Below are 18,062 nucleotides of genomic sequence, written 5' to 3'. Positions count from 1 at the left end.
TTCATCTCTTCCCGGGCCAGACGCGCTTCATGCGGCGAACTCGAAGTACAGCCGTGAAGATAACGTCCGATCAAAGGAAAAGTGCTCCAGGCGGCAAAGCCTTTCAAAGCCAAAAGAATCTTGCAACCGGCCGCGGCTTGCACCTCGGCCAGGATCTTCAAATTGTCTTCGAGAGCGGCGAGGTCGATGACCCAACTCGGTGATTCGGGCACCTTGTCGGGGTCGATCGCCAGCATGCCCTTCGTGGGCCGTGCTTCTTTCATTACAGTTCCTTCACATGCCATGGCAGGCCGTACTTGGCCAGTTGCTCGAGGAATGGATCCGGATCCATTTGTTCCATATGCTGCACGCCGGCTTTCTTCCACTTGCCGGTCACCATCATCATGGCGCCGACCATCGCGGGAACAGCCGTGGTGTAAGACACCGCCTGGGCGCGCACTTCCTTGTAACACTCTGCGTGATCGCAGATGTTGTAGATGAAGACTTTTTTAGGCTTACCGTCTTTCACGCCTTCGATGATGCAGCCGATCGAAGTCTTGCCGGTGTAGTTCTCCGCAAGGCTCGAAGGATCGGGCAGGAGGCATTTCAGGAATTCCATCGGAACGACCGGCGTTCCTTTGTAATCCACAGGATCGATGCGCAGCATGCCGACGTTACCCAGAACGCGAAGGTGCGTGAGGTACTCGTCACCGAAGGTCATCCAGAAACGAATGCGCTTCAGACCTTTGATGTTCAGCACCAAAGATTCCAGCTCTTCGTGATAGATGAGGTAAGCTTTCTTATCACCGACGCCGGGGAAGTCGAACACTTCCGAGAATTCCATCGGCTTGGTTTCAATCCACTTGCCATTTTCCCAGTAGCGGCCATTGGCCGTCACTTCCCGAAGGTTGATTTCCGGGTTGAAGTTGGTGGCGAATGCTTTGCCATGACTTCCGGCGTTGCAGTCCACGATATCCACGCTGTGGATTTCGTCGAAGAGGTGCTTCTGCGCATAGGCACAGAACACGTTGGTCACGCCTGGGTCGAAACCGGAACCGAGCAAAGCCATGAGGCCGGCTTTTTCGTATTTTTCGCGGTAAGCCCACTGCCATTTGTATTCGAACTTCGCGACATCGCGCGGCTCGTAGTTCGCTGTATCCAAATAGGCAACGCCAGCTTCCAGACATGCGTCCATGATCGGCAAATCCTGGTAAGGAAGCGCCACGTTCACGACCACATCGGGTTTCACTTTACGGATCAGAGCCACCATTTCCGGAACGTTATCGGCATCGACCTGCGCGATATCGATATCGCGGCCTTGCAGCTCCTTGACCTGCTGGCGAATTTTCTCGCAGCGAGCCAGTGTCCTGCTGGCCAGGGTAATATGATCGAAAACATTAGCTGCCTGGGCACATTTATGCGCCACCACGCCGCCAACACCACCTGCACCAACGATGAGAACCCGACTCATTATTTTGTCCTTTCGTCCAAATTGTCCCAATTTCGACAAGGGGTCTCTGTAGCTTTTGTGTCCTGGAATTGCAAGCAAATAGCCCGATCCTGAGCGAAGAGCCGGAGCAAGGCTCATCCGGGGAGATCGGTCAAAATGCCAAAACGAAATAAGCCAGAGCTACACCCGTTCCCACAGCGCTGAGTATATTTTCCAGGCCCTCGAAGCCATCGGGCGATTTCAGGGAAATTCGCCGGCAAATGACCCCAAAAGCATAGATGATCAGCGCCTGCACCAGAGTCGCTGTCAGCGTATAGGCAAGGAACGCGGGCGTCGAGCTGCCGGGCACATCCTGGCTGAAACTGAGGCCGTGGAAGAAACCGGCCAGCACCAGAAAGGGAAGAGTGTAGGATGCCAATTTTTCATACATCCACTCCTGAAAGAGCGCAAAGGCCACCGTCAGAGCCACAACCACATTCACCAAAACCGGAGGCCAGGGTTGATAGCGTTCCAGGGCATATCCGGGAAAGAGAGCCAGGATATAGAAAAAGGCGTCGCGCGGCCTTCTGCGCAGCGTGAAAAGCACAAGACCCAGAAGAAGACAGAAAACCAGATGCTGCATGTCGAGCAAGGATTCCCGAAGTCCTTGGATCACACCTTCGAACACTGTATGCAGAGTCATCGGTTGCCCCTTTTCGTGATAAAAGCCTTCTCAATTCTGTTAAGGCAAGGCGTGCCGAATGACAAGGGGAAGCTTCGTGAAATTCTGCTACAATGGAAGTCTTCTTCAGCCAGGCATGAGGCAGCACGGGATGAATGGATGGGAAAGCGAGGACCGCATCAGCGAGAAAGGCTATGCGGAATCCTATAAGAAAACCATACTTCCGTTTTGGAAGGAGGGCCAGGAGACTGTGTTGAACGCAGCGGATGGACTGCGGCTTTACACATGGCACAGGCTGCATCCGAATCCGCGGGCTCGGATTTTCATTGCGCATGGCTATGCGGAAAGCACCATGAAATATCGAGAGCTGGCCTTCCTCTTCTTTCAAAACGCCTATTCCGTTTATGTCTGGGATCATCGCGGCCATGGCTGGTCGGATCGCGTCGGCCCCGAGAAACATAGCGTCGATGTGCTGAATTTCCCGGACTACGCCGCTGATCTTCACCTGATCATGCAGACGCTTCCCCAAGGGCCCGAGGTCCCGACCTTTCTCTTCGGTCATTCCCTGGGAGGCGCGATCGCGATCGACTTCATGCAAAAGTATCCGGAGCGCGTTCAGGCGGCTGTTCTCTCGTCGCCCCTGCTCGTTCCAAGTCTGCGCGGGATGCCGGTAGCCTTCGCCATCTGGCTCGCCCGCATCCTGGCCCGTCTGCATGCTCCCGATAAATGTTCGCTCGGAGGAGCGCAGACCGCGGCGGAATTCTGGTCGTTTAAGCTGGCCGGTACGCGATCACGGGAACGCTTTGAACATTTCAAAGAGGAAACGATGAAAGCGGATCTGCGCATGGCCGGCCCCACCAATCGCTGGGTGCTGACGACCTTTGCCGGTGCCCGGGAACTTTTGGAGCCGGAGCGCATGGCAAAGCTCAGGATGCCGCTCTTTGTGGCCACGGCTGGCTGCGATCGCCTTGTGCGGGCGGATGCGATTCAGGAGTTCTGCAGGCGCGCCCCGAGTTCGGAGCCGCATCTTTATCGGGAAAGTTTTCATGAGATCTGGAACGAAAGGGATGCGATCCGAAATCCCTATTTGGATGACGTTCTGTCTTTTTATCAACGTTGGGAGAAGAGATGATGAGAGGCTGGAAGATTGCTTGGATGTTTTATTTTATCGCGACTCTTCTCAATGCGGCGCCCCTGCAGCAGGCTCAACCCTGGCTCGGTGTGGCCATCGATGAAAAGGGCAAGGCGGGCATACTGATCAAAAGCGTTTTGAGCAAGACGCCGGCGGAAAAAGCCGGTCTGCAGCCAGGGGATCTGATCACGGCCATTGATTCGAGCGCCGTGCAAAGTCGCGATGAACTGATGGCCGTCCTTCGCAGCAAGGGCGTGGGCAATAGCGTGACGGTTCATTTCACGCGCCAGGGCAAGGTGGAAAAGAAAACCTTGAAACTGGAGGCCCTGCCCGATCGCGTGGAGCTGATGCAGCAGCAGGTGCTCGATAAACCCCTGCCCGCCTTCAAGATCGTGACGGTCAGTGATCGCAAAACCCTGACCAACGCGAACCTTGCAGGGAAAGTCAGCATCATTGAATTCTGGGCCACTTGGTGCCCCGCGTGCCGGGCTGCGATTCCCCGCATCAATCAGTGGGCGCCGGCTCATTCCAAGGTTCAGTTTATTGGGATCACCGATGAGAACGAGGAGCTGGTGAAACAATTCCTCAAGACCGAAAAAATGAATTACACCATCGCCATCGACGCGGAGCAGGGTCTTCAAACCGCGCTGCAGGTCGGTTCGATCCCCACGTTTTTATTAGTCGATTCGAAAGGCGTGGTGCGTGATATCGCATTGGGCGGAGGGGATTATCTGGAGGCTCTTCTGAAGAAAGCTGAGGCTTTGAGCAAGGGCCCCTGATCCGCGGGGCCCCTTGATCGCTTAAGCAAAGCGGCGGAAGCGGGCCGCAGCAAAGCAGTAGATCGCGTAGCAAATAAAGCCGACGGCGATGATCGCCAGGATCAGTTCCCCCATCGGCATGCTCAGTATATGTTCCATCACGCCTTTGGTATTACGGGTTTCAGCGGCATTCGCATGCATACCGGCGCGGATGAAGAAGTAGCCGATGATCCCAAATGTAAAACCACGGGCGGGCAGACCGATCATGCCCGCCTTCTCCACGATATCCCTTTCCTTCTCGGTCATGCGGCCCTGTTCATACTGCTTCATAAAACGTTTCGTCAGGCCCAGCACCGCGTGGAAAATTCCAACGCCGATGATGATCGCGCCTGCCAGCATCACCAGCGTGGGCCCGGCCGGCATTTCAAGGGCCTTCGCGGTCAAACCCATGCTGCCTTCACTATTCTGCACCCGCCCTTCGCTGAAACCACGAATGGCGAGGATGGCCAGGGAGAGGTAGGTCGCGCCACTGATCGCGTAACCGATACGCTTGGCGATATTCATGGGCTTATTGGGTTTATGCTCCACGTTGAAGATGGACTGGGCCACGCGCCACAGCACAAAGCCAAGCAGCGAAATCCCGGTCGCCAATAAAAGAAATTGTCCAAACGGCTGCCGGTTAATCACCTTCAGGGCATCAGTAGGATTTGACAGCTGACCGCCCATACCCAGCATGAGCATAAGAGCCATGACACCGATAATCGCAAACACCAGACCTTTGGCAGCGTATCCAAGCCGATACATAACGCGAACCGCTTTACTGACTTCTGTCTTGCCTGGCATATTGTTCAGGCTCTGACGGAGATTACCGACAGGAAACCGCATGTCCTGTGAATGTTGCATTGCCATAACGTCCCTTTCCCTCGCCTTTGTTCATTGGAAAATAGCTTCGAACCCGTCATCGGGATCTCGGTTGATTAATGCAAATTTGGAGCCACTCAAGCGTTCGAAAAAATTCAACAAGGGCCTTAGATATTTGCCAAATGCTTATCCTGGCTTTATGCTCCTCGCTTAGATTGCCAGCAACAAAACAAATCCTCGCAGCCTTGGAGATCTCCTGTATGAAGACTCTCGATCGCCGTAACTTTTTGCTGAATTCCCTTGGTGCCATGGGCGCACTGAGCCTGGGTCCTGCGCTGACGTCGATGGTGTCCGCCCAGCCTTTTGTGGATTACCGAACCCTGAAGAACCTCGGTACGCTTCGGGCCGCAAATGCTGCGGGTATGCGCCTTCCCGAAGGCTTCACAGGGCAGATGATCGCGCAATCGGGTAAAAAGGTGCGGCGTGCGGATGGCTCCGAGACAGCTTATAAGTGGCACACACTTCCCGACGGCGGAGCCTGCTTCGCCACCGAGGATGGTGGCTGGATCTATGCATCCAACAGTGAAGTTCCCTTGAGTGGTGGGGGCGTCGGCGCTCTTCGTTTTGATAGCAGCGGCGGCATCATCGATGCGTATTCCATCCTGGATGGAACGACGAGCAACTGCGCAGGTGGACCCACACCCTGGGGTACATGGCTTTCCTGTGAAGAATACAGCGGCGGACGGGTCTTCGAATGCGACCCCTATGGAAAGAAACCGGGCGTCCTTTGTGAAGGCCTTGGAAAATTCAAGCATGAAGCGGCGGCCGTGGACCCGGTGAATGGTCATATTTATTTAACGGAAGATGAATCCGATGGCCGTTTCTACCGCTATACGCCCAGCGAAATCTATGCCGATGGGCGCATGAACCTTCAAAAAGGTCTGCTGGAAGTCGCCGTCATCGATCGGGATGGTAATGTAAGCTGGGCGGCTTTGGATAACCCGGTTCCCGGAACGTTTGCAACGCCCACGCGTAAGCAGGTGAAAAACAGTCGCGCGTTTGACGGCGGTGAAGGTATTTGGTTCCACGAAGGCCTAATCTATTTCACCAGCAAAGGTGACAATCGCGTCTGGTCCTATTCCACCACTGAGCAAAAGCTTGGCGTCGTCTATGATCGCAGCACAGCGAAAAGCAAAATCCTGAGCGGCGTGGATAATGTGGTCGTCAGCGCTGATGGTCACATTCTGGTGGCGGAAGATGGCGGCGACATGCAGATCGTGATCCTCGGGCCTTATGGAGATATCTATCCTATGGTTCAACTCGTCGATCAGGACGACTCGGAAATCACAGGACCGGCCATCAATCCCTTAAACAATACGCTTTATTTCAGTTCACAGCGCGGCCCCAAAGGAGGATCAAGCGGAGCGACGTATCAGATTCTCGGCAGCTTCGCCTGAAACTGCCAGAAAGATTTATAACAAATTCATCAAGCCTACGCTCAGTTTGCGGCAAAAACCTGTAGCCTGGGACCTGGGCTCTCTGTCGTGATCCCGTAAAAGAGTCGTATATCCAGCAGATAACCGCTCTTGGCCCGTGTCGCCCCCTCGACACGGGCTTTTCTATTCCCATCCGACATCTTCGTTTGAGTCAGGTCTGATCAAAAAACAAACATCGAAAATTAAGCAGACATTCACACAAACTTTAACGAGCCAGCCTGCGCTCTGTAGTAAATCCCCCAGCGTATCTAAACTTTCTAAACGTTTTTTGGAGAAAGCACTATGCGTTCTGCTTGTATGAAGACGCTGTTGGTATCGGCTAGCTTTATTGTATGGCAAGGATCGGCCTTGGCGGCGTGCCCTCAGGGAACTCTGGATCTTTCCGCGACGTATCCACAAGGGCTCCCTGGCTCGGATCTTGTCAACCGTCCAGCCTGCGGTCTTGCAGGGACGATCCTTCAGAATACAACTCTGACCTCTGATCATACCTATCTGCTCCAGGGTGCAGTTTATGTTGGAAACGAAGCCCAGAACGCAGCCTTGAGCATCAACGCTGGCGTGACCATTCGCGGCAGCAACGGTCGTGACTTTCTCGCGATCCGCCGCGGTTCGAAGATTTTTGCGGAAGGCCGTGCCGATGCACCTATCGTCATGACCGGCTTTGAACCAGGCAAGACCACCCGCGGTCAGTGGGGCGGTTTGGTTGTGAACGGACGTTCGACTCTGAACCAGTGCCGCGACGCGAATGCCAGCGTCTGTGAAAATTCGCCAGAAGGTGGCGTGGATGCCAGTTACGGCGGTACGATCGCCAATGACAACTCGGGCGTTATCCGTTATGTCCGCATCGAATACCCAGGTTTCGAAGTTTCGCCTGATAACGAGCTGAACGGTTTGACCCTGAATAGCGTCGGCAGCGACACCACTGTCGATTTCGTTCAGGTCATCGGCAGCAACGATGATGGTATCGAACTCTTCGGTGGGACTGTGAACCTGAAGCACATCGTGATCGCCGGCTCGCAGGATGATGGTCTCGACTGGGACTTCGGCTGGACCGGCAAGGCCCAGTATGTTCTGATCAAGCAATTCGCCGATGACGGCAATAATGGGATTGAAGCTGATAACAATGTGAATAACCAGGCGGCCGCACCCCGCTCGAACCCCACCATCGCCAACCTCACCATCCTTGGCGGTTCGCCCAAAAAAGGTGATGGCATCCTTCTGCGCCGCGGCACAGGCGCAAGTTTCTATAACAGCGTGATCAGCGGTGCGACCAGCAGCTGCATCAATCTGGATGACGCAGAAACCTTCAACGCCCGTCAGGTGACATTCGAAGGCGTTGTTGCCAAATGCAGCACCACATTTGCTGATTCCTCGGCGGATCCTTTCACGGTCTCCAGTCTTTTCAATCAGTCCGGTACCAATGTTGAAGCTGATCCCATGCTGAATGGTTACGCTGTTCAGAATGAAAACTCCCCTGCATTCAGCACCTTCGTCGACCTGTCACGTGACAGCTTCTTTGAGGAAGCATTCTTCGCCGGCGCTGTCGAAACATTGAGCGGCAGCTCAGCTGATTGGACTCAAGGTTGGGTCAAAGGTCTGTAAGAGGGCCTGAAAGGTATCACGGAGGAGGACATTCAGGCCAAGGCTTGGGCGTCCTCCTTCTTTTGCATCCTCGTCATCAATGATAAAGGCGCCGACTATGAAACAACTGATCCTCGTATCCTTGGTATTGGCCTTGGCCGTGGCCTGCACACAAGAGAAGAACGAAGTCAGGCAGGCCGAACGCTTGCCGGAAGATACCATCAATCCTTTGCTCACCTTGACTTCAAACGATCCTGCTGAGGTCAAAGCAGGCCTTCAAACATGGCTGCAGTACTACCCGAACGACATCAACCGGGTGTTTCCAGGTGAAGCCACCACAGCTTTGGGCCTCATAGCCGCTCGCTATTTTCAGGCTGCAAATAAAGCCCCCTGGCAGGAACTGGTGAACGAACTCCTGGATCAGGGTGCGGATCCCAATATCTTTTTCAATTATGAAGGGATGCGCCGCGGCCTGCTGCATGTCGCTTCCAGTAAAAATGATACGGCCCTTGTGGGACAACTGATCAGCCGCCTCGGAACGATCGACCCTCCCCTTCGCCTGAATTGTGAAAGCCCGCGCGAGGAACCCACTCTTGCGGACGGCGTACGTTTGAACCTCAATCTTCAGGAAGAGAAGACCGGGCGCACTCCGCTGCATTACGCAGTCGAGAGCGCGAATCCTGATCCTTCCTTTATTGAATATCTCCTGTTGCAAGGAGCCAATCCCGACATCCAGAACGAGTCCCTACAGCTGGCATCACCCTATGAGCTGGTGGCTGCGAATTCCGCTCTGGCTGGAATTTTTCAGCGCTATAGCGGCCCGCAGATTCGTTATGATGGGCGCCTCAATTCCTTTATCAATGATGAAATTGAAAAGACTCCTGATCAAAGAAAAACCATGCTCGACCTCGCCAAAGCCTATAAGGATATGGTGGAAAAAGAAGGCTTTCAGACGGTCCAGGACATCAACCGCGTGATCACCCTCTGTCAGACAGGCGAGAAAGCCAACCTTTTGGGCTATGCCCTTCAGTATCTCTTCCCGGCTGTTTCCGCCAAAGTCCCACAGGCCGTCAAGGCTCGCAATGACAGCATTCAGGTTTGGATGAAAGATTACGGCGCTAAAATCTGCCTCGATGACAACCTGAGCATCAAAGATAACGAAGCGAGCGTCCGCACGGTTTCCCTCAAGGATTTTTTCAAGTCGAGCCTTGCGCTTCATAGCCAGACGGCGACAGCACCTGTCAAGACTCTGAATAAATCCCTCTGGTGCTCGATCGTGAAGCCCAAGGCCGTCGAGGGGGGCTGCTGGGAACCAGCGGCCGATGATGCTCTGACGCCTGAAGCGGTCTGTACGCCCTAAATCAAAACTTCGCACATGAGAGATTCCATGCGCTCGATTTCGTTTCTTACGTTCTTGTCTCTGTGGTCCTATACAAGCCTCGGTCTTGCCGATGACCAGGCGAAAAAAGAAAGCATGCAGGTTACGGCCAAGCGCATCAAGCAGGGTTCTTCGAAAGCCCTCCTGGATGAGCGCCGGAGTTCCAGTGAAGTCAAAGACGTCATCAGCTCCGAGCAGATCAGCAAATCCGGCGACAGTGATGCAGGCTCGGCCATGCGTCGCGTGACGGGTTTGACTTTGATTGGCGGGAAGTCGGTTTACGTCCGCGGCCTGGGTGAACGCTATTCCGCTACCACCCTGAACGGTTTGAATGTTCCCAGTCCCGATCCGGCCCGCCGGCAGGTTCAGTTCGATCTTTTTCCTGCTGAGGTTTTGGAAAGCATCGTCGTGCAAAAAAGTTATTCGCCTGACCTGCCGGGCGAGTTCGGAGGCGGGGCTGCCCTTCTGCGGACCAAGTCGATCCCGACTCGTTTCGAAGCTCGGGTGTCGCTCGGAACGGGTTACACCACGGACAAGGTGAACAGCTACGAGCATTCGAAGACCGACTGGCTTGGTATGGATGATGGCTCACGCTCCCTGCCCACAGGATTAAAGGGTCAATCCCTGACCCAAACCAGTGGCCTGAGCGGCGAGCAAAGGGAGGCTTTAAGCGAAGCCTTCCCCCGCACCTACAGCGTGCGTGAGGAGTCGGCTCCAATCAATCGCAACTTTTCCGCCGCGATTGGTGATCGCATTCCGATCGGCTCCACTCCCCTGGGTTATTCGGTGGGCCTCACCTACGGTGATGAGTGGAATCGCTACGATCGCATCCAGAATGAATATACGAGTGATTTGAACACAGTGGTCAAAGGCAAGCGCGGGGATGTCTCTGAACGTGAAATCAAGCTGGGCGCTATCGGTGTTCTGAGCGCGAATATCGGCAGCAATCAATTGCGGGCCTTGATGGGAGTCTTGCGCAAAACCACGGATGCCGTGGATGTGTCGGATTCTTTCAACCTCAACACGACAGCCAACAACGTCCGCAGCACCCGTCTGCAGTGGCAGGAACGTGACCTTATGCTGCGGCAGCTCTTCGGTGAACACAGCCTGACGGAAGATGGCAGCGTGTCGCTCAGCTGGCGTTTAGGGCTGAATACCACCAGGCGGGATATTCCTGATCAGCGGAGCTATGGCTACAACGATCGCGGGGACTCCCTGGTTCATGATCAGTCCGATATCAGCCGCCTGCGCCGCAAGTGGTTTGACAATGAAGAGGACATGCAGGAAGGCCAGATCGATCTGAAGGTCAATGCCTTCACCGGCGATGATCATCAGGTCGATGTGAAGACCGGCCTTCTTGCGATGAAACGGGAACGGAAATCCGGCGCCCGCGAATTCTTCTTCACACCGGCAGCCCTGGGAAGTCCTGCTGCAGCTTTGGGTGACAGGCCCCTGGAAGAGATCTATACACCGGCGAATATCCGTTACAATGATGCTCAGGGCCAAGGGTTCCTGGTTGCTGAGGAAGTTACTTTGCCATCCGATACCTACGAGGCCGACCAGGATCTGCAGGGTGTTTATGCGATGGTTCAGTATAAATATATAGATGGCATCGAAGTGACGACGGGCGTGCGTCGCGAACTGTCACGGCAGAACGTGGATAGCATAGATTCCTTTGACAGCCGCGATCCCTATAAAAAGGCTGAACTTCAAAGCAACGCCGTCCTGCCCGTTCTGAACGCGACCTGGGCTTTTGCGTCTTCGCAGCAGCTGCGCTTTGCCTATAGCCGGACCGTGGCGCGTCCCGACTTCCGTGAACTCTCGGTCTCAAGTTACTTCGACTACGAGCGCGGCATTGATATCAAGGGCAACCCGGACCTTGATTTCTCGCAGATTGATAACTACGATCTGCGCTGGGAGCTTTATCAGGACAACGATGATTACGTATCCTTCGGCCTCTTCTACAAAAACATCAACCGTCCCATCGAGCAGATTCCTGCCAGCAACGACGGGGCCAACACCTCCGCGATTACCTACACCAATGCCGATCGTGCCCGCAACTCCGGCTTTGAAGTCGAAACCAGCCAGCGTTCGGGTTACTTCACCTGGGGTGGCAACTACTCGCGCATGTTCTCGGACATCACAGCTCCTTCGGGAGACAACAGCATCCGCTATACCAACACCAATCGGCCCATGCAGGGATCAGCGCCCTATGTTGTGAACGTGAATACAGGCGTCCGTGTCGACTCCACCGGCAGTGAAGCCAACCTTGTTTACAACCGGGTTGGGGAGCGCATCATGGAAGCCGGCATCGTGGTCGGTACAAACGCGGTCCCTGACGTCAAGGATGTTCCCCTGGACAGCGTGGACCTCGTTTTGAGTCAGGCTCTGGAGGGCAATACCAGCCTTCGATTCAGGGCCCGAAATCTTCTAGGTCAGGACGTTGAATACAAAGTGGGTGATCGGCTCGTTTATAAGCGCACGCAGGATCCCTCGTACGCTGTAAGCATCTCGTCGACGTTTTAAGAGTAAAGCGCATGAGACGTCTCTAAAAGTCATAGATCAGCAGGGTCACTCCACTGTCGTATTGTTTCTGATCGATCCTTTTAAGCCCGATCACCTTACGATCCGTGTCGAAGAGTGGAGTGCCCTGGCCAAAAATGAAAGGATTCACCTTCAGTATCAAGCGATCGATGAGCCCCTCTTCCAGCAATAGACCAGCAAAGCGTCCCCCACCACAAAGATAGATGTCACCACCGTCCGATGATTTCAGCTTACGGACATGATCCGCAAAATCGTTCCGAACGACCGTAAGGCCTTCACCATCGCCCAGTTCAATGCCAGCCGAGTAGATGAAATGATCCATGTGGGGATACGGGCGCTGGCCTGCTTTCAAACCATATTTGTAACCAAACTCATAGGTATGCCGCCCCATGATAACCGTGCTGTAGCTCTGCAGGCGTGCAAAGTAATCATGCGCATGCTGCCCTTCCATGACAAAACCGCCAATATCATCATCCGGTCCTGCGATATAGCCATCCAGAGAAACCGCAACGTCGTAAATGATACTTCGCATAGGACACTCCATTCAGAATTGAAAAAATTACATCGGTGTTCCAAAATCCCCGACTTTCGCTTCCGCTCTTTGCCACGCCGGCCGCTCTTTCATCCGCTTCACGTAATCCTGAATCTTCGGATATTCGTTGGCGGCTGTTCCTCGACTCAATCCAGCTTCCAAGGGATAGCTCATTTGAATATCAGCGGCTGTAAAATTTGGACCGGCGAACCAGGGTTTCTTGTTCAGCTCCTGCTCCATAAAACCATAATGCAGTTTAATCTGGGGGCCTAAATAAGCACCGCGAACTTTGCCGACGATGCCGTTGACGATGGGCTTCACAAAAAACGGCAGTTTGGCTTTCTGGACTTGACCGAAGATGAGTGCGACCAGAAGTGGAGGCATGAGCGAGCCTTCCGCGTAATGCAGCCAGTAGTTATACTGCAGATACTCCGGCGTGCCATGTGCGGGACGCAGACTATTGTTCGCATCATAGCGATCGAGTATGTATTCGATGATGGCCCCGGATTCCGCGATAACCTGGCCATCATCGGTAATGACGGGAGATTTTCCGAGGGGATGAATCGCTTTCAGTTCAGGCGGGGCCATCTTGGTTTTAGGATTCCGTTTATAAGTTTTCAACTCGTAAGGCACGCCGAGTTCTTCCAGAAGCCAGAGAACGCGTTGCGACCGTGAATATTCCAAATGATGAACTGTGATCATACCCGATATTCCTTCGTGGTTAAAATAACCAGCTAGCCAGAGGACTCATTGACTGCTATCTCATAGCACACAATATGTGTGACTCAAACCGTCGTATTCGATTAGCCTCAGGAGATTCCCCATGACTCTGCGTCTTTCACAGCTTGTTTTACCATTGGCTCTCTGCGTTGGCAGCAGCGCATTCGCTCACTTCGATATGGATAAGGCCGGGACTTTAAAATCCCGCTACGGACGGAAGGAAATCAAGAAAGGGCCCTGCGGTCGTTTGAATGGTGAACGCAGCGCGAATGTTTTCACCTTTGAACCCGGCGCCACCATCACGGTTGCCATTGATGAATTCATTCCGCATCCCGGTTACTTCCGCATTGCCTTTGATGACGATGGAGTTGATGATTTTGTGAACCCTCAGACGGTTTTACCCACCAATCGCGAATGCATGAATGATGCTCGGGATAAATGCGGAGCGTCGGATTTTTACAACACGCCGAATGTTCTTTTGGATAACCTTGATCCGCATAAGGCGGGCATGCCCGGCAAACGCTATAGCTGGGATGTGAAGCTGCCGGATGTGGAGTGTGACAACTGTACGCTGCAGGTGCTGCAGGTGATGACCGATCCGTTCCCGATTCACGCGCCTTATGATCCTTCGCCCACAGGTGATGACCTTTACTATCAGTGCGTGGATCTCGTGCTGAAGAAAAAGGAGGCGCCTGAAGCGCCTAGAAACCCGACTCCTTGAGGATTTGAATCAGGGGCTCAATGGCTGAACCGCTGGTCCAGGTCGCATCAAACTGAACTTTCTTGAACCAGGTTTCCTGCCGCTTGGCATACTGCCTTGTGGCAATCTGAATCTGCTCAGGAAGTTCAGCTTCCGTGATTCTCCCTTCCAGATACTCCACCACCTGCGCATAGCCGATACTCTGCATGGGCTTGCTCTGCGGATTCACTCCCGAAGCCAGGAGCTGACGCACTTCCTCGATCAACCCAACCCCGAGCATCTGATCCACCCGAACACGGCTGCGTTCCTGCAAAAGAGGGCGCGGGCACAGAACACGAATGGCGAAGGCGCGGTTTCGTTCCTCGGATTTTGGAGTTTGCTCGCTCAGGGGTTTCCCTGTGAGCGTGGCAATCTCCACCGCACGCTGCAGTCGGAAGCGATCGTTTCTGTGGAGCTGCGCGGCACGTCCCGGGTCGATTTCATGAAGGCGCTGGTGCAGCTCGTCGTTGGTCCATTGTTCCAGCTCCTGACGCAGGCTCTCGCTTTTGGGAAGGTCATGCCAGTTCTCACGCCAGAGGGCGCGCAGGTAAAGTCCTGTGCCACCGACCACGATGGGCAGGTGGCCTTTCTCGCGAATTTTTTTGATCAGGGCTTCCGTGTCTTCTGCAAAACAGCGGGCATCGTAGTTTTCATCAGCACTGACCACATCCAAAAGATGATGGGGGATCAGGGCCTGTTCTTCGGCTGTGGGTTTGGCCGAGCCGATATTGAATCCGCGATAGAGCTGCACGGAATCGCAGTTGATGATTTCACCGCGGAATTTTTTTGCAAGCTCCATGGCCAGGGCGGATTTACCGCTGGCCGTGGGACCGGCAATGACCAGATATTCTTTTGAAGGCAAGGCTGCGGCTCCCATCAACGATCGAACCAGGACGCAACCTGCGCGAGTTTCCACCAGCGGAAGACCCGGCGCCCGTGCGGACAGTTGTGATAGAAGTCCACCGATTCCGCTTCACGCAGAAGGGCTTTGAGTTCCGGCTCAGGAAGTTCCTCACCGGCGCGCACTGCGGCATGGCAGGCCATCGTCGCAAGGACGTCATGGGCCAGTTCCGTGGCCTTGTCGCGGCCGCCGAGGATGGCGGCAAGCAGACTATTGAGGTCCTTGTTTACAAGAAGACTCGGCACCGCGGTGACTTCGATTTCTGTGTCGCTGACGCCTTGGATTTGAATGCCCAGAGCGTCCAGGGCGTCTTTCATATGGACGAGTCGCTCGGTTTCTGTCGGGCTGAACACAAGGACCTCGGGCATCAGAAGAGGCTGGGTTCGGCGCAGAATATCAGGGTTTTCGACGAGGCGTTCGTAAAGTACGCGTTCGTGGAAGGCGTGCTGGTCAATGGCGAGCATTTGCTGTTGGTATTCAAACAGCAGGAAGCAGCGGGCGAAGGGGCCGATATACTGCAGCTCGCTCCAAGGGATCGTCGTTTGCCCATCGGGTGAAGGGACAGATGCGGCTTTCAGCGCACCAACGGCCGATAAAGGTTTTGCGCTTATGGTTTTATCGTTAACGACCGAACGCAGGAGTCGTCCCGAATCATCAGCAGAACGCGTAGGCGATGACATCGCTTCGGTCTTTGACGAGTCTACCTGAGTTGGCGAACGCAACGCGTCTGCTGAGTCCGCCTGCGCGGGCAGACTCGACCGGGATGAACCGGCAGCAGGTGCAGCCTGAGCCTGGGCTTGAGTGGCCTGAGATGACGAACTCGACTTGGAACCTGTGACAGTTTCTGTCGAACCCGACCGTGAAACCGCCGCATCGTAAGGAGCCTCTACGGAATTCAATCGCGATGCCGCTGGGCTTTCTGCTGAACCCGGGCGTGATGAAACTCCTGTTGAACCCGCAGAAAATTTTTTGTCAGGCTGTGGCGAAGCCGACGGCAACCCACTCGATCGTGTGGCCGAAGCTCCCCCTGGCGAACGCGACAGAGGAGCCGACGATGGCGAACTCGACCGCGATTCCATAGGAGCAGCGGGCCGCGAAAGCGCCGACGTTGCCCCACTGCGCACAGGTGCGGACTCGCTATCGAAATTCAAGGAAGGCTGCACACGCGTCTTCACCGGCGCGGCTGGCTCGGCATCGAAACGCATCACCGTGCGTTTGACTTCCTCGGTGGTCTCCTGTGGCAAGGAAATATCAAAGTCATCCGGCGCCACAACAGGGGGACTATCCACCGTTCGGACAGGAGGATTCGCACTCGCCCAGCTGCCTTCCCGCAGCGCCTCGCGGATCGCCTGCACCAAAGCATTCTGAACTTCCTGCGCATACTGAAACCGAAGCTCCGCCTTCGCCGGATGCACGTTCACGTCGACCAAAGCGGGATCGATCGTCACATAAAGCAGCGCGATCGGAAATTTCCCCTTCATCAGGTGACTGTGATAACCCCGCTGCAGGGCAAAGCGCAGAAGCTTATCCCGCACCCAACGCCCGTTCACGAAGGTAAAGCAATGCCGCGCCGTGCCCTTATCCAAACCCGGCGGCGAAATCAAGGCCTCCACATGCGCATGCCGATCAGGACGCTGCAAATAAATCAAACGTCCGGTATCCTCGGCCCCAATCAAGGCCGCGGCCCGCGCCCGCATCGACGCTTCTCCGCGCAGATGCCCCTCGGTCTTCAAAGCGGGACTCACCGCAAACACTTCGCGATCGTTATGCAGAAGAGTATAACCAACCGTCGGCAAGGAAAGAGCCAGGGCCTGCATATACTCATGGCAGGCTGCAAACTCCGCTGCAGCCGTCTTCAAAAACGCGCGACGCGCCGGCACATTATAAAAAAGATCGGCCACCGTCATGCACGTCCCCGGCGACCCTTGCCAAGGGGAATCGGTCTGCTTGCCATCTTCGATATGAACCCGATGCCCCGGAAAATCCCGCGACTGGGTCTGCAGTGTGAAACGACTCACCGAAGCGATCGAAGCCAAGGCTTCCCCGCGAAAACCCATGGTCTTCACCGAAAAAAGATCATCCGCGGCCTGGAGCTTCGAAGTGGTATGACGTCTAACAGCCAGAACGGCATCTTCAGGATGCATTCCCGATCCGTCATCCTGCACTTGTATGAGTTGGCGACCGCCGTCTTTCAGGATCACCTTGACATGCGTCGCCCCAGCGTCTATAGCGTTTTCCACCAGTTCTTTGACTACGCTGGCTGGCCGTTCCACCACCTCTCCGGCTGCGATCTTGTTAATCAGCTCGTCATCGAGTAAATGTACCCTGGCCATCGGCTACCCTTTTTCCCGGAAATATGAGGTCTTGTCAGACATGGATTGCAGATATATCACCAGCGCTATGAAACCGGAACAACTTCCTGATTATGAAAAGCCGGAAGTCGCGTTCATCGGCCGCTCCAACGCTGGCAAATCGAGCCTCATCAACGCGCTGCTCGGGCGCCGTACGCTGGCCCGCAAAGGCCGCACGCCGGGTCAGACGCAGATGATCAACTTCTTCTCTGTGAACGATAAAATGATCGTTGCGGATTTGCCAGGATTTGGTTTCAGCGCCGTCGACAAGCACGTCGCCGAGAAGTGGCAGCCTTTGGTTGAAGCTTACGTGCGTCGCACGAATATACGGGAATTCATGTTCCTGATCGACTGTCGCCGTGAGTTAACGGACGTCGATGATGAGCTGATGTTCCTGCTCGGTCGGCAGCTGCCACTCTACGTTCTTCTGACGAAAACCGATAAAATCTCGCGTCAGGCCTTGCAGACGCGTGCGCAGAAGCTCACCAAGGAACTGCAGGCCAAGGGAATTGAAGTCAGAAAGATCGTCGGAGTTTCGAGTATGAAACAAACCGGCCTGGAAGAGGTTCGGGCCGATCTGTTCGCATGGATGGATGAAGCAGAGACTCAGTCGATCTGAGCCTGTCTTTTCATAACCTTTTGGCAGACGTGCCAAAGCTCGTCTTTTTCTTCCAGTCGGTTCATCAGGGTACCCAGTCTGTGGGACAAAACCCCAACCAATTCGCGGGGATCGATGTCGTCATCGGTGAGGTGACGCATCAGGACCTGATCGATCTCGTCAGCCATCTTCACAAGCTTGTAAGTGACTGTTTCTTCACGACGTTGTTCCGGGGTTTTGAACTCAAGGACTTTGCCCATAGGACCTCCTTGTGTGGACCTTGACGGCCCTATTTTCCCTATAAGTCTTGTCGGACGAAAGGTCCGCCCAACTTTAACTATACCAAATATTCTCTTTAAGGTTCACCATTTAATAGTGTAA

Annotated in this window: 16 protein-coding genes and 1 pseudogene; 8 read left to right on the top strand and 9 right to left on the bottom strand. The window is 54.6% G+C overall.

The features are described from left to right. The 3 genes and pseudogenes from VFO10_RS09155 to VFO10_RS09145 all read right to left on the bottom strand — a co-directional run. Positions 1 to 263: pseudogene (locus VFO10_RS09155) on the bottom strand (hypothetical protein); the annotation flags it as partial. Beyond that, positions 263 to 1,450: a saccharopine dehydrogenase family protein gene (locus VFO10_RS09150; protein ID WP_325139261.1), complete on the bottom strand. Its 1,188-nt coding sequence runs from the start codon at positions 1,448 to 1,450 to the stop codon at positions 263 to 265. The gene VFO10_RS09150 and the pseudogene VFO10_RS09155, both read right to left, overlap by 1 nt. A 130-nt stretch (positions 1,451 to 1,580) precedes the next feature. After that, complete coding sequence (locus VFO10_RS09145; protein ID WP_325139259.1) at positions 1,581 to 2,111, bottom strand: HupE/UreJ family protein; 531 nt, start codon at positions 2,109 to 2,111, stop codon at positions 1,581 to 1,583. A gap of 130 nt (positions 2,112 to 2,241) precedes the next feature. Here VFO10_RS09145 and VFO10_RS09140 point away from each other — a divergent pair, with 130 nt between their 5' ends. Beyond that, positions 2,242 to 3,222, top strand: a complete 981-nt coding sequence (locus VFO10_RS09140) for an alpha/beta fold hydrolase (protein WP_325139257.1) — start codon at positions 2,242 to 2,244, stop codon at positions 3,220 to 3,222. Between the two features lie 23 nt (positions 3,223 to 3,245). Then, complete coding sequence (locus tag VFO10_RS09135; RefSeq protein ID WP_325139255.1) at positions 3,246 to 4,001, top strand: redoxin family protein; 756 nt, start codon at positions 3,246 to 3,248, stop codon at positions 3,999 to 4,001. A 21-nt stretch (positions 4,002 to 4,022) separates the two neighbouring features. Here the strand turns inward: VFO10_RS09135 and VFO10_RS09130 are convergent, their stop codons facing one another. Beyond that, positions 4,023 to 4,883: a DUF1206 domain-containing protein gene (locus VFO10_RS09130; protein ID WP_325139252.1), complete on the bottom strand. Its 861-nt coding sequence runs from the start codon at positions 4,881 to 4,883 to the stop codon at positions 4,023 to 4,025. Positions 4,884 to 5,101: 218 nt separating this feature from the next. Between VFO10_RS09130 and VFO10_RS09125 the strand changes: the two genes are divergently transcribed. From VFO10_RS09125 to VFO10_RS09110, 4 genes are all read left to right on the top strand, one after another. Continuing rightward, complete coding sequence (locus VFO10_RS09125) at positions 5,102 to 6,298, top strand: alkaline phosphatase PhoX (protein ID WP_325139251.1); 1,197 nt, start codon at positions 5,102 to 5,104, stop codon at positions 6,296 to 6,298. Between the two features lie 321 nt (positions 6,299 to 6,619). Next, positions 6,620 to 7,939, top strand: a complete 1,320-nt coding sequence (locus VFO10_RS09120; protein WP_325139249.1) for a hypothetical protein — start codon at positions 6,620 to 6,622, stop codon at positions 7,937 to 7,939. Positions 7,940 to 8,036: 97 nt separating this feature from the next. Next, on the top strand, positions 8,037 to 9,278 hold the full coding sequence (locus VFO10_RS09115) for an ankyrin repeat domain-containing protein (protein WP_325139247.1): 1,242 nt from the start codon (positions 8,037 to 8,039) through the stop codon (positions 9,276 to 9,278). 27 nt (positions 9,279 to 9,305) lie between these two features. Further along, positions 9,306 to 11,822, top strand: a complete 2,517-nt coding sequence (locus VFO10_RS09110; RefSeq protein WP_325139246.1) for a TonB-dependent receptor domain-containing protein — start codon at positions 9,306 to 9,308, stop codon at positions 11,820 to 11,822. Positions 11,823 to 11,844: 22 nt separating this feature from the next. Here the strand turns inward: VFO10_RS09110 and VFO10_RS09105 are convergent, their stop codons facing one another. Together VFO10_RS09105 and VFO10_RS09100 are read right to left on the bottom strand one after the other, a co-directional pair. Then, the gene (locus tag VFO10_RS09105; RefSeq protein ID WP_325139244.1) at positions 11,845 to 12,372 is read right to left on the bottom strand and encodes a dihydrofolate reductase family protein; all 528 of its coding nucleotides are present in this window, start codon (positions 12,370 to 12,372) and stop codon (positions 11,845 to 11,847) included. A 27-nt stretch (positions 12,373 to 12,399) separates the two neighbouring features. Further along, positions 12,400 to 13,074, bottom strand: coding sequence for a glutathione S-transferase (locus tag VFO10_RS09100; protein WP_325139242.1), 675 nt, complete (start codon positions 13,072 to 13,074; stop codon positions 12,400 to 12,402). 121 nt (positions 13,075 to 13,195) lie between these two features. Here VFO10_RS09100 and VFO10_RS09095 point away from each other — a divergent pair, with 121 nt between their 5' ends. Further along, positions 13,196 to 13,813, top strand: coding sequence for an SCE4755 family polysaccharide monooxygenase-like protein (locus VFO10_RS09095; RefSeq protein WP_325139240.1), 618 nt, complete (start codon positions 13,196 to 13,198; stop codon positions 13,811 to 13,813). On the opposite strand, the gene miaA is transcribed toward VFO10_RS09095, so the two are convergent. Then, entirely contained in the window at positions 13,794 to 14,693 is a 900-nt protein-coding gene (miaA, locus tag VFO10_RS09090; RefSeq protein ID WP_325139238.1) for a tRNA (adenosine(37)-N6)-dimethylallyltransferase MiaA, read from the bottom strand. The genes VFO10_RS09095 and miaA overlap by 20 nt on opposite strands. A gap of 14 nt (positions 14,694 to 14,707) precedes the next feature. After that, positions 14,708 to 17,065 (bottom strand): DNA mismatch repair endonuclease MutL, encoded by a 2,358-nt coding sequence (gene mutL / locus VFO10_RS09085; protein WP_325139236.1) that lies wholly within the window; start codon positions 17,063 to 17,065, stop codon positions 14,708 to 14,710. Positions 17,066 to 17,105: 40 nt separating this feature from the next. Here mutL and yihA point away from each other — a divergent pair, with 40 nt between their 5' ends. Beyond that, entirely contained in the window at positions 17,106 to 17,702 is a 597-nt protein-coding gene (gene yihA / locus VFO10_RS09080; protein ID WP_325139234.1) for a ribosome biogenesis GTP-binding protein YihA/YsxC, read from the top strand. On the opposite strand, the gene VFO10_RS09075 is transcribed toward yihA, so the two are convergent. After that, positions 17,690 to 17,941, bottom strand: coding sequence for a hypothetical protein (locus VFO10_RS09075; protein WP_325139232.1), 252 nt, complete (start codon positions 17,939 to 17,941; stop codon positions 17,690 to 17,692). The genes yihA and VFO10_RS09075 overlap by 13 nt on opposite strands. Positions 17,942 to 18,062: the final 121 nt, after the last annotated feature.

Source organism: Oligoflexus sp., assembly GCF_035712445.1.
Taxonomy (GTDB): Bacteria; Bdellovibrionota_B; Oligoflexia; order Oligoflexales; family Oligoflexaceae; genus Oligoflexus.
The sequence above is the reverse complement of the archived record's forward strand: the minus strand, read 5'-3'. Positions and strand labels throughout refer to the sequence as shown.

What these genes read in the sequence shown, in the direction of transcription:
- VFO10_RS09150 (WP_325139261.1), bottom strand. Translation starts at nt 1,450, where the DNA reads ATGAGTCGGGTTCTCATCGTTGGTGCAGGTGGTGTTGGCGGCGTGGTG.
- VFO10_RS09145 (WP_325139259.1), bottom strand. Translation starts at nt 2,111, where the DNA reads ATGACTCTGCATACAGTGTTCGAAGGTGTGATCCAAGGACTTCGGGAA.
- VFO10_RS09140 (WP_325139257.1), top strand. Translation starts at nt 2,242, where the DNA reads ATGAATGGATGGGAAAGCGAGGACCGCATCAGCGAGAAAGGCTATGCG.
- VFO10_RS09135 (WP_325139255.1), top strand. Translation starts at nt 3,246, where the DNA reads ATGTTTTATTTTATCGCGACTCTTCTCAATGCGGCGCCCCTGCAGCAG.
- VFO10_RS09130 (WP_325139252.1), bottom strand. Translation starts at nt 4,883, where the DNA reads ATGCAACATTCACAGGACATGCGGTTTCCTGTCGGTAATCTCCGTCAG.
- VFO10_RS09125 (WP_325139251.1), top strand. Translation starts at nt 5,102, where the DNA reads ATGAAGACTCTCGATCGCCGTAACTTTTTGCTGAATTCCCTTGGTGCC.
- VFO10_RS09120 (WP_325139249.1), top strand. Translation starts at nt 6,620, where the DNA reads ATGCGTTCTGCTTGTATGAAGACGCTGTTGGTATCGGCTAGCTTTATT.
- VFO10_RS09115 (WP_325139247.1), top strand. Translation starts at nt 8,037, where the DNA reads ATGAAACAACTGATCCTCGTATCCTTGGTATTGGCCTTGGCCGTGGCC.
- VFO10_RS09110 (WP_325139246.1), top strand. Translation starts at nt 9,306, where the DNA reads ATGCGCTCGATTTCGTTTCTTACGTTCTTGTCTCTGTGGTCCTATACA.
- VFO10_RS09105 (WP_325139244.1), bottom strand. Translation starts at nt 12,372, where the DNA reads ATGCGAAGTATCATTTACGACGTTGCGGTTTCTCTGGATGGCTATATC.
- VFO10_RS09100 (WP_325139242.1), bottom strand. Translation starts at nt 13,074, where the DNA reads ATGATCACAGTTCATCATTTGGAATATTCACGGTCGCAACGCGTTCTC.
- VFO10_RS09095 (WP_325139240.1), top strand. Translation starts at nt 13,196, where the DNA reads ATGACTCTGCGTCTTTCACAGCTTGTTTTACCATTGGCTCTCTGCGTT.
- mutL (WP_325139236.1), bottom strand. Translation starts at nt 17,065, where the DNA reads ATGGCCAGGGTACATTTACTCGATGACGAGCTGATTAACAAGATCGCA.
- yihA (WP_325139234.1), top strand. Translation starts at nt 17,106, where the DNA reads ATGGATTGCAGATATATCACCAGCGCTATGAAACCGGAACAACTTCCT.
- VFO10_RS09075 (WP_325139232.1), bottom strand. Translation starts at nt 17,941, where the DNA reads ATGGGCAAAGTCCTTGAGTTCAAAACCCCGGAACAACGTCGTGAAGAA.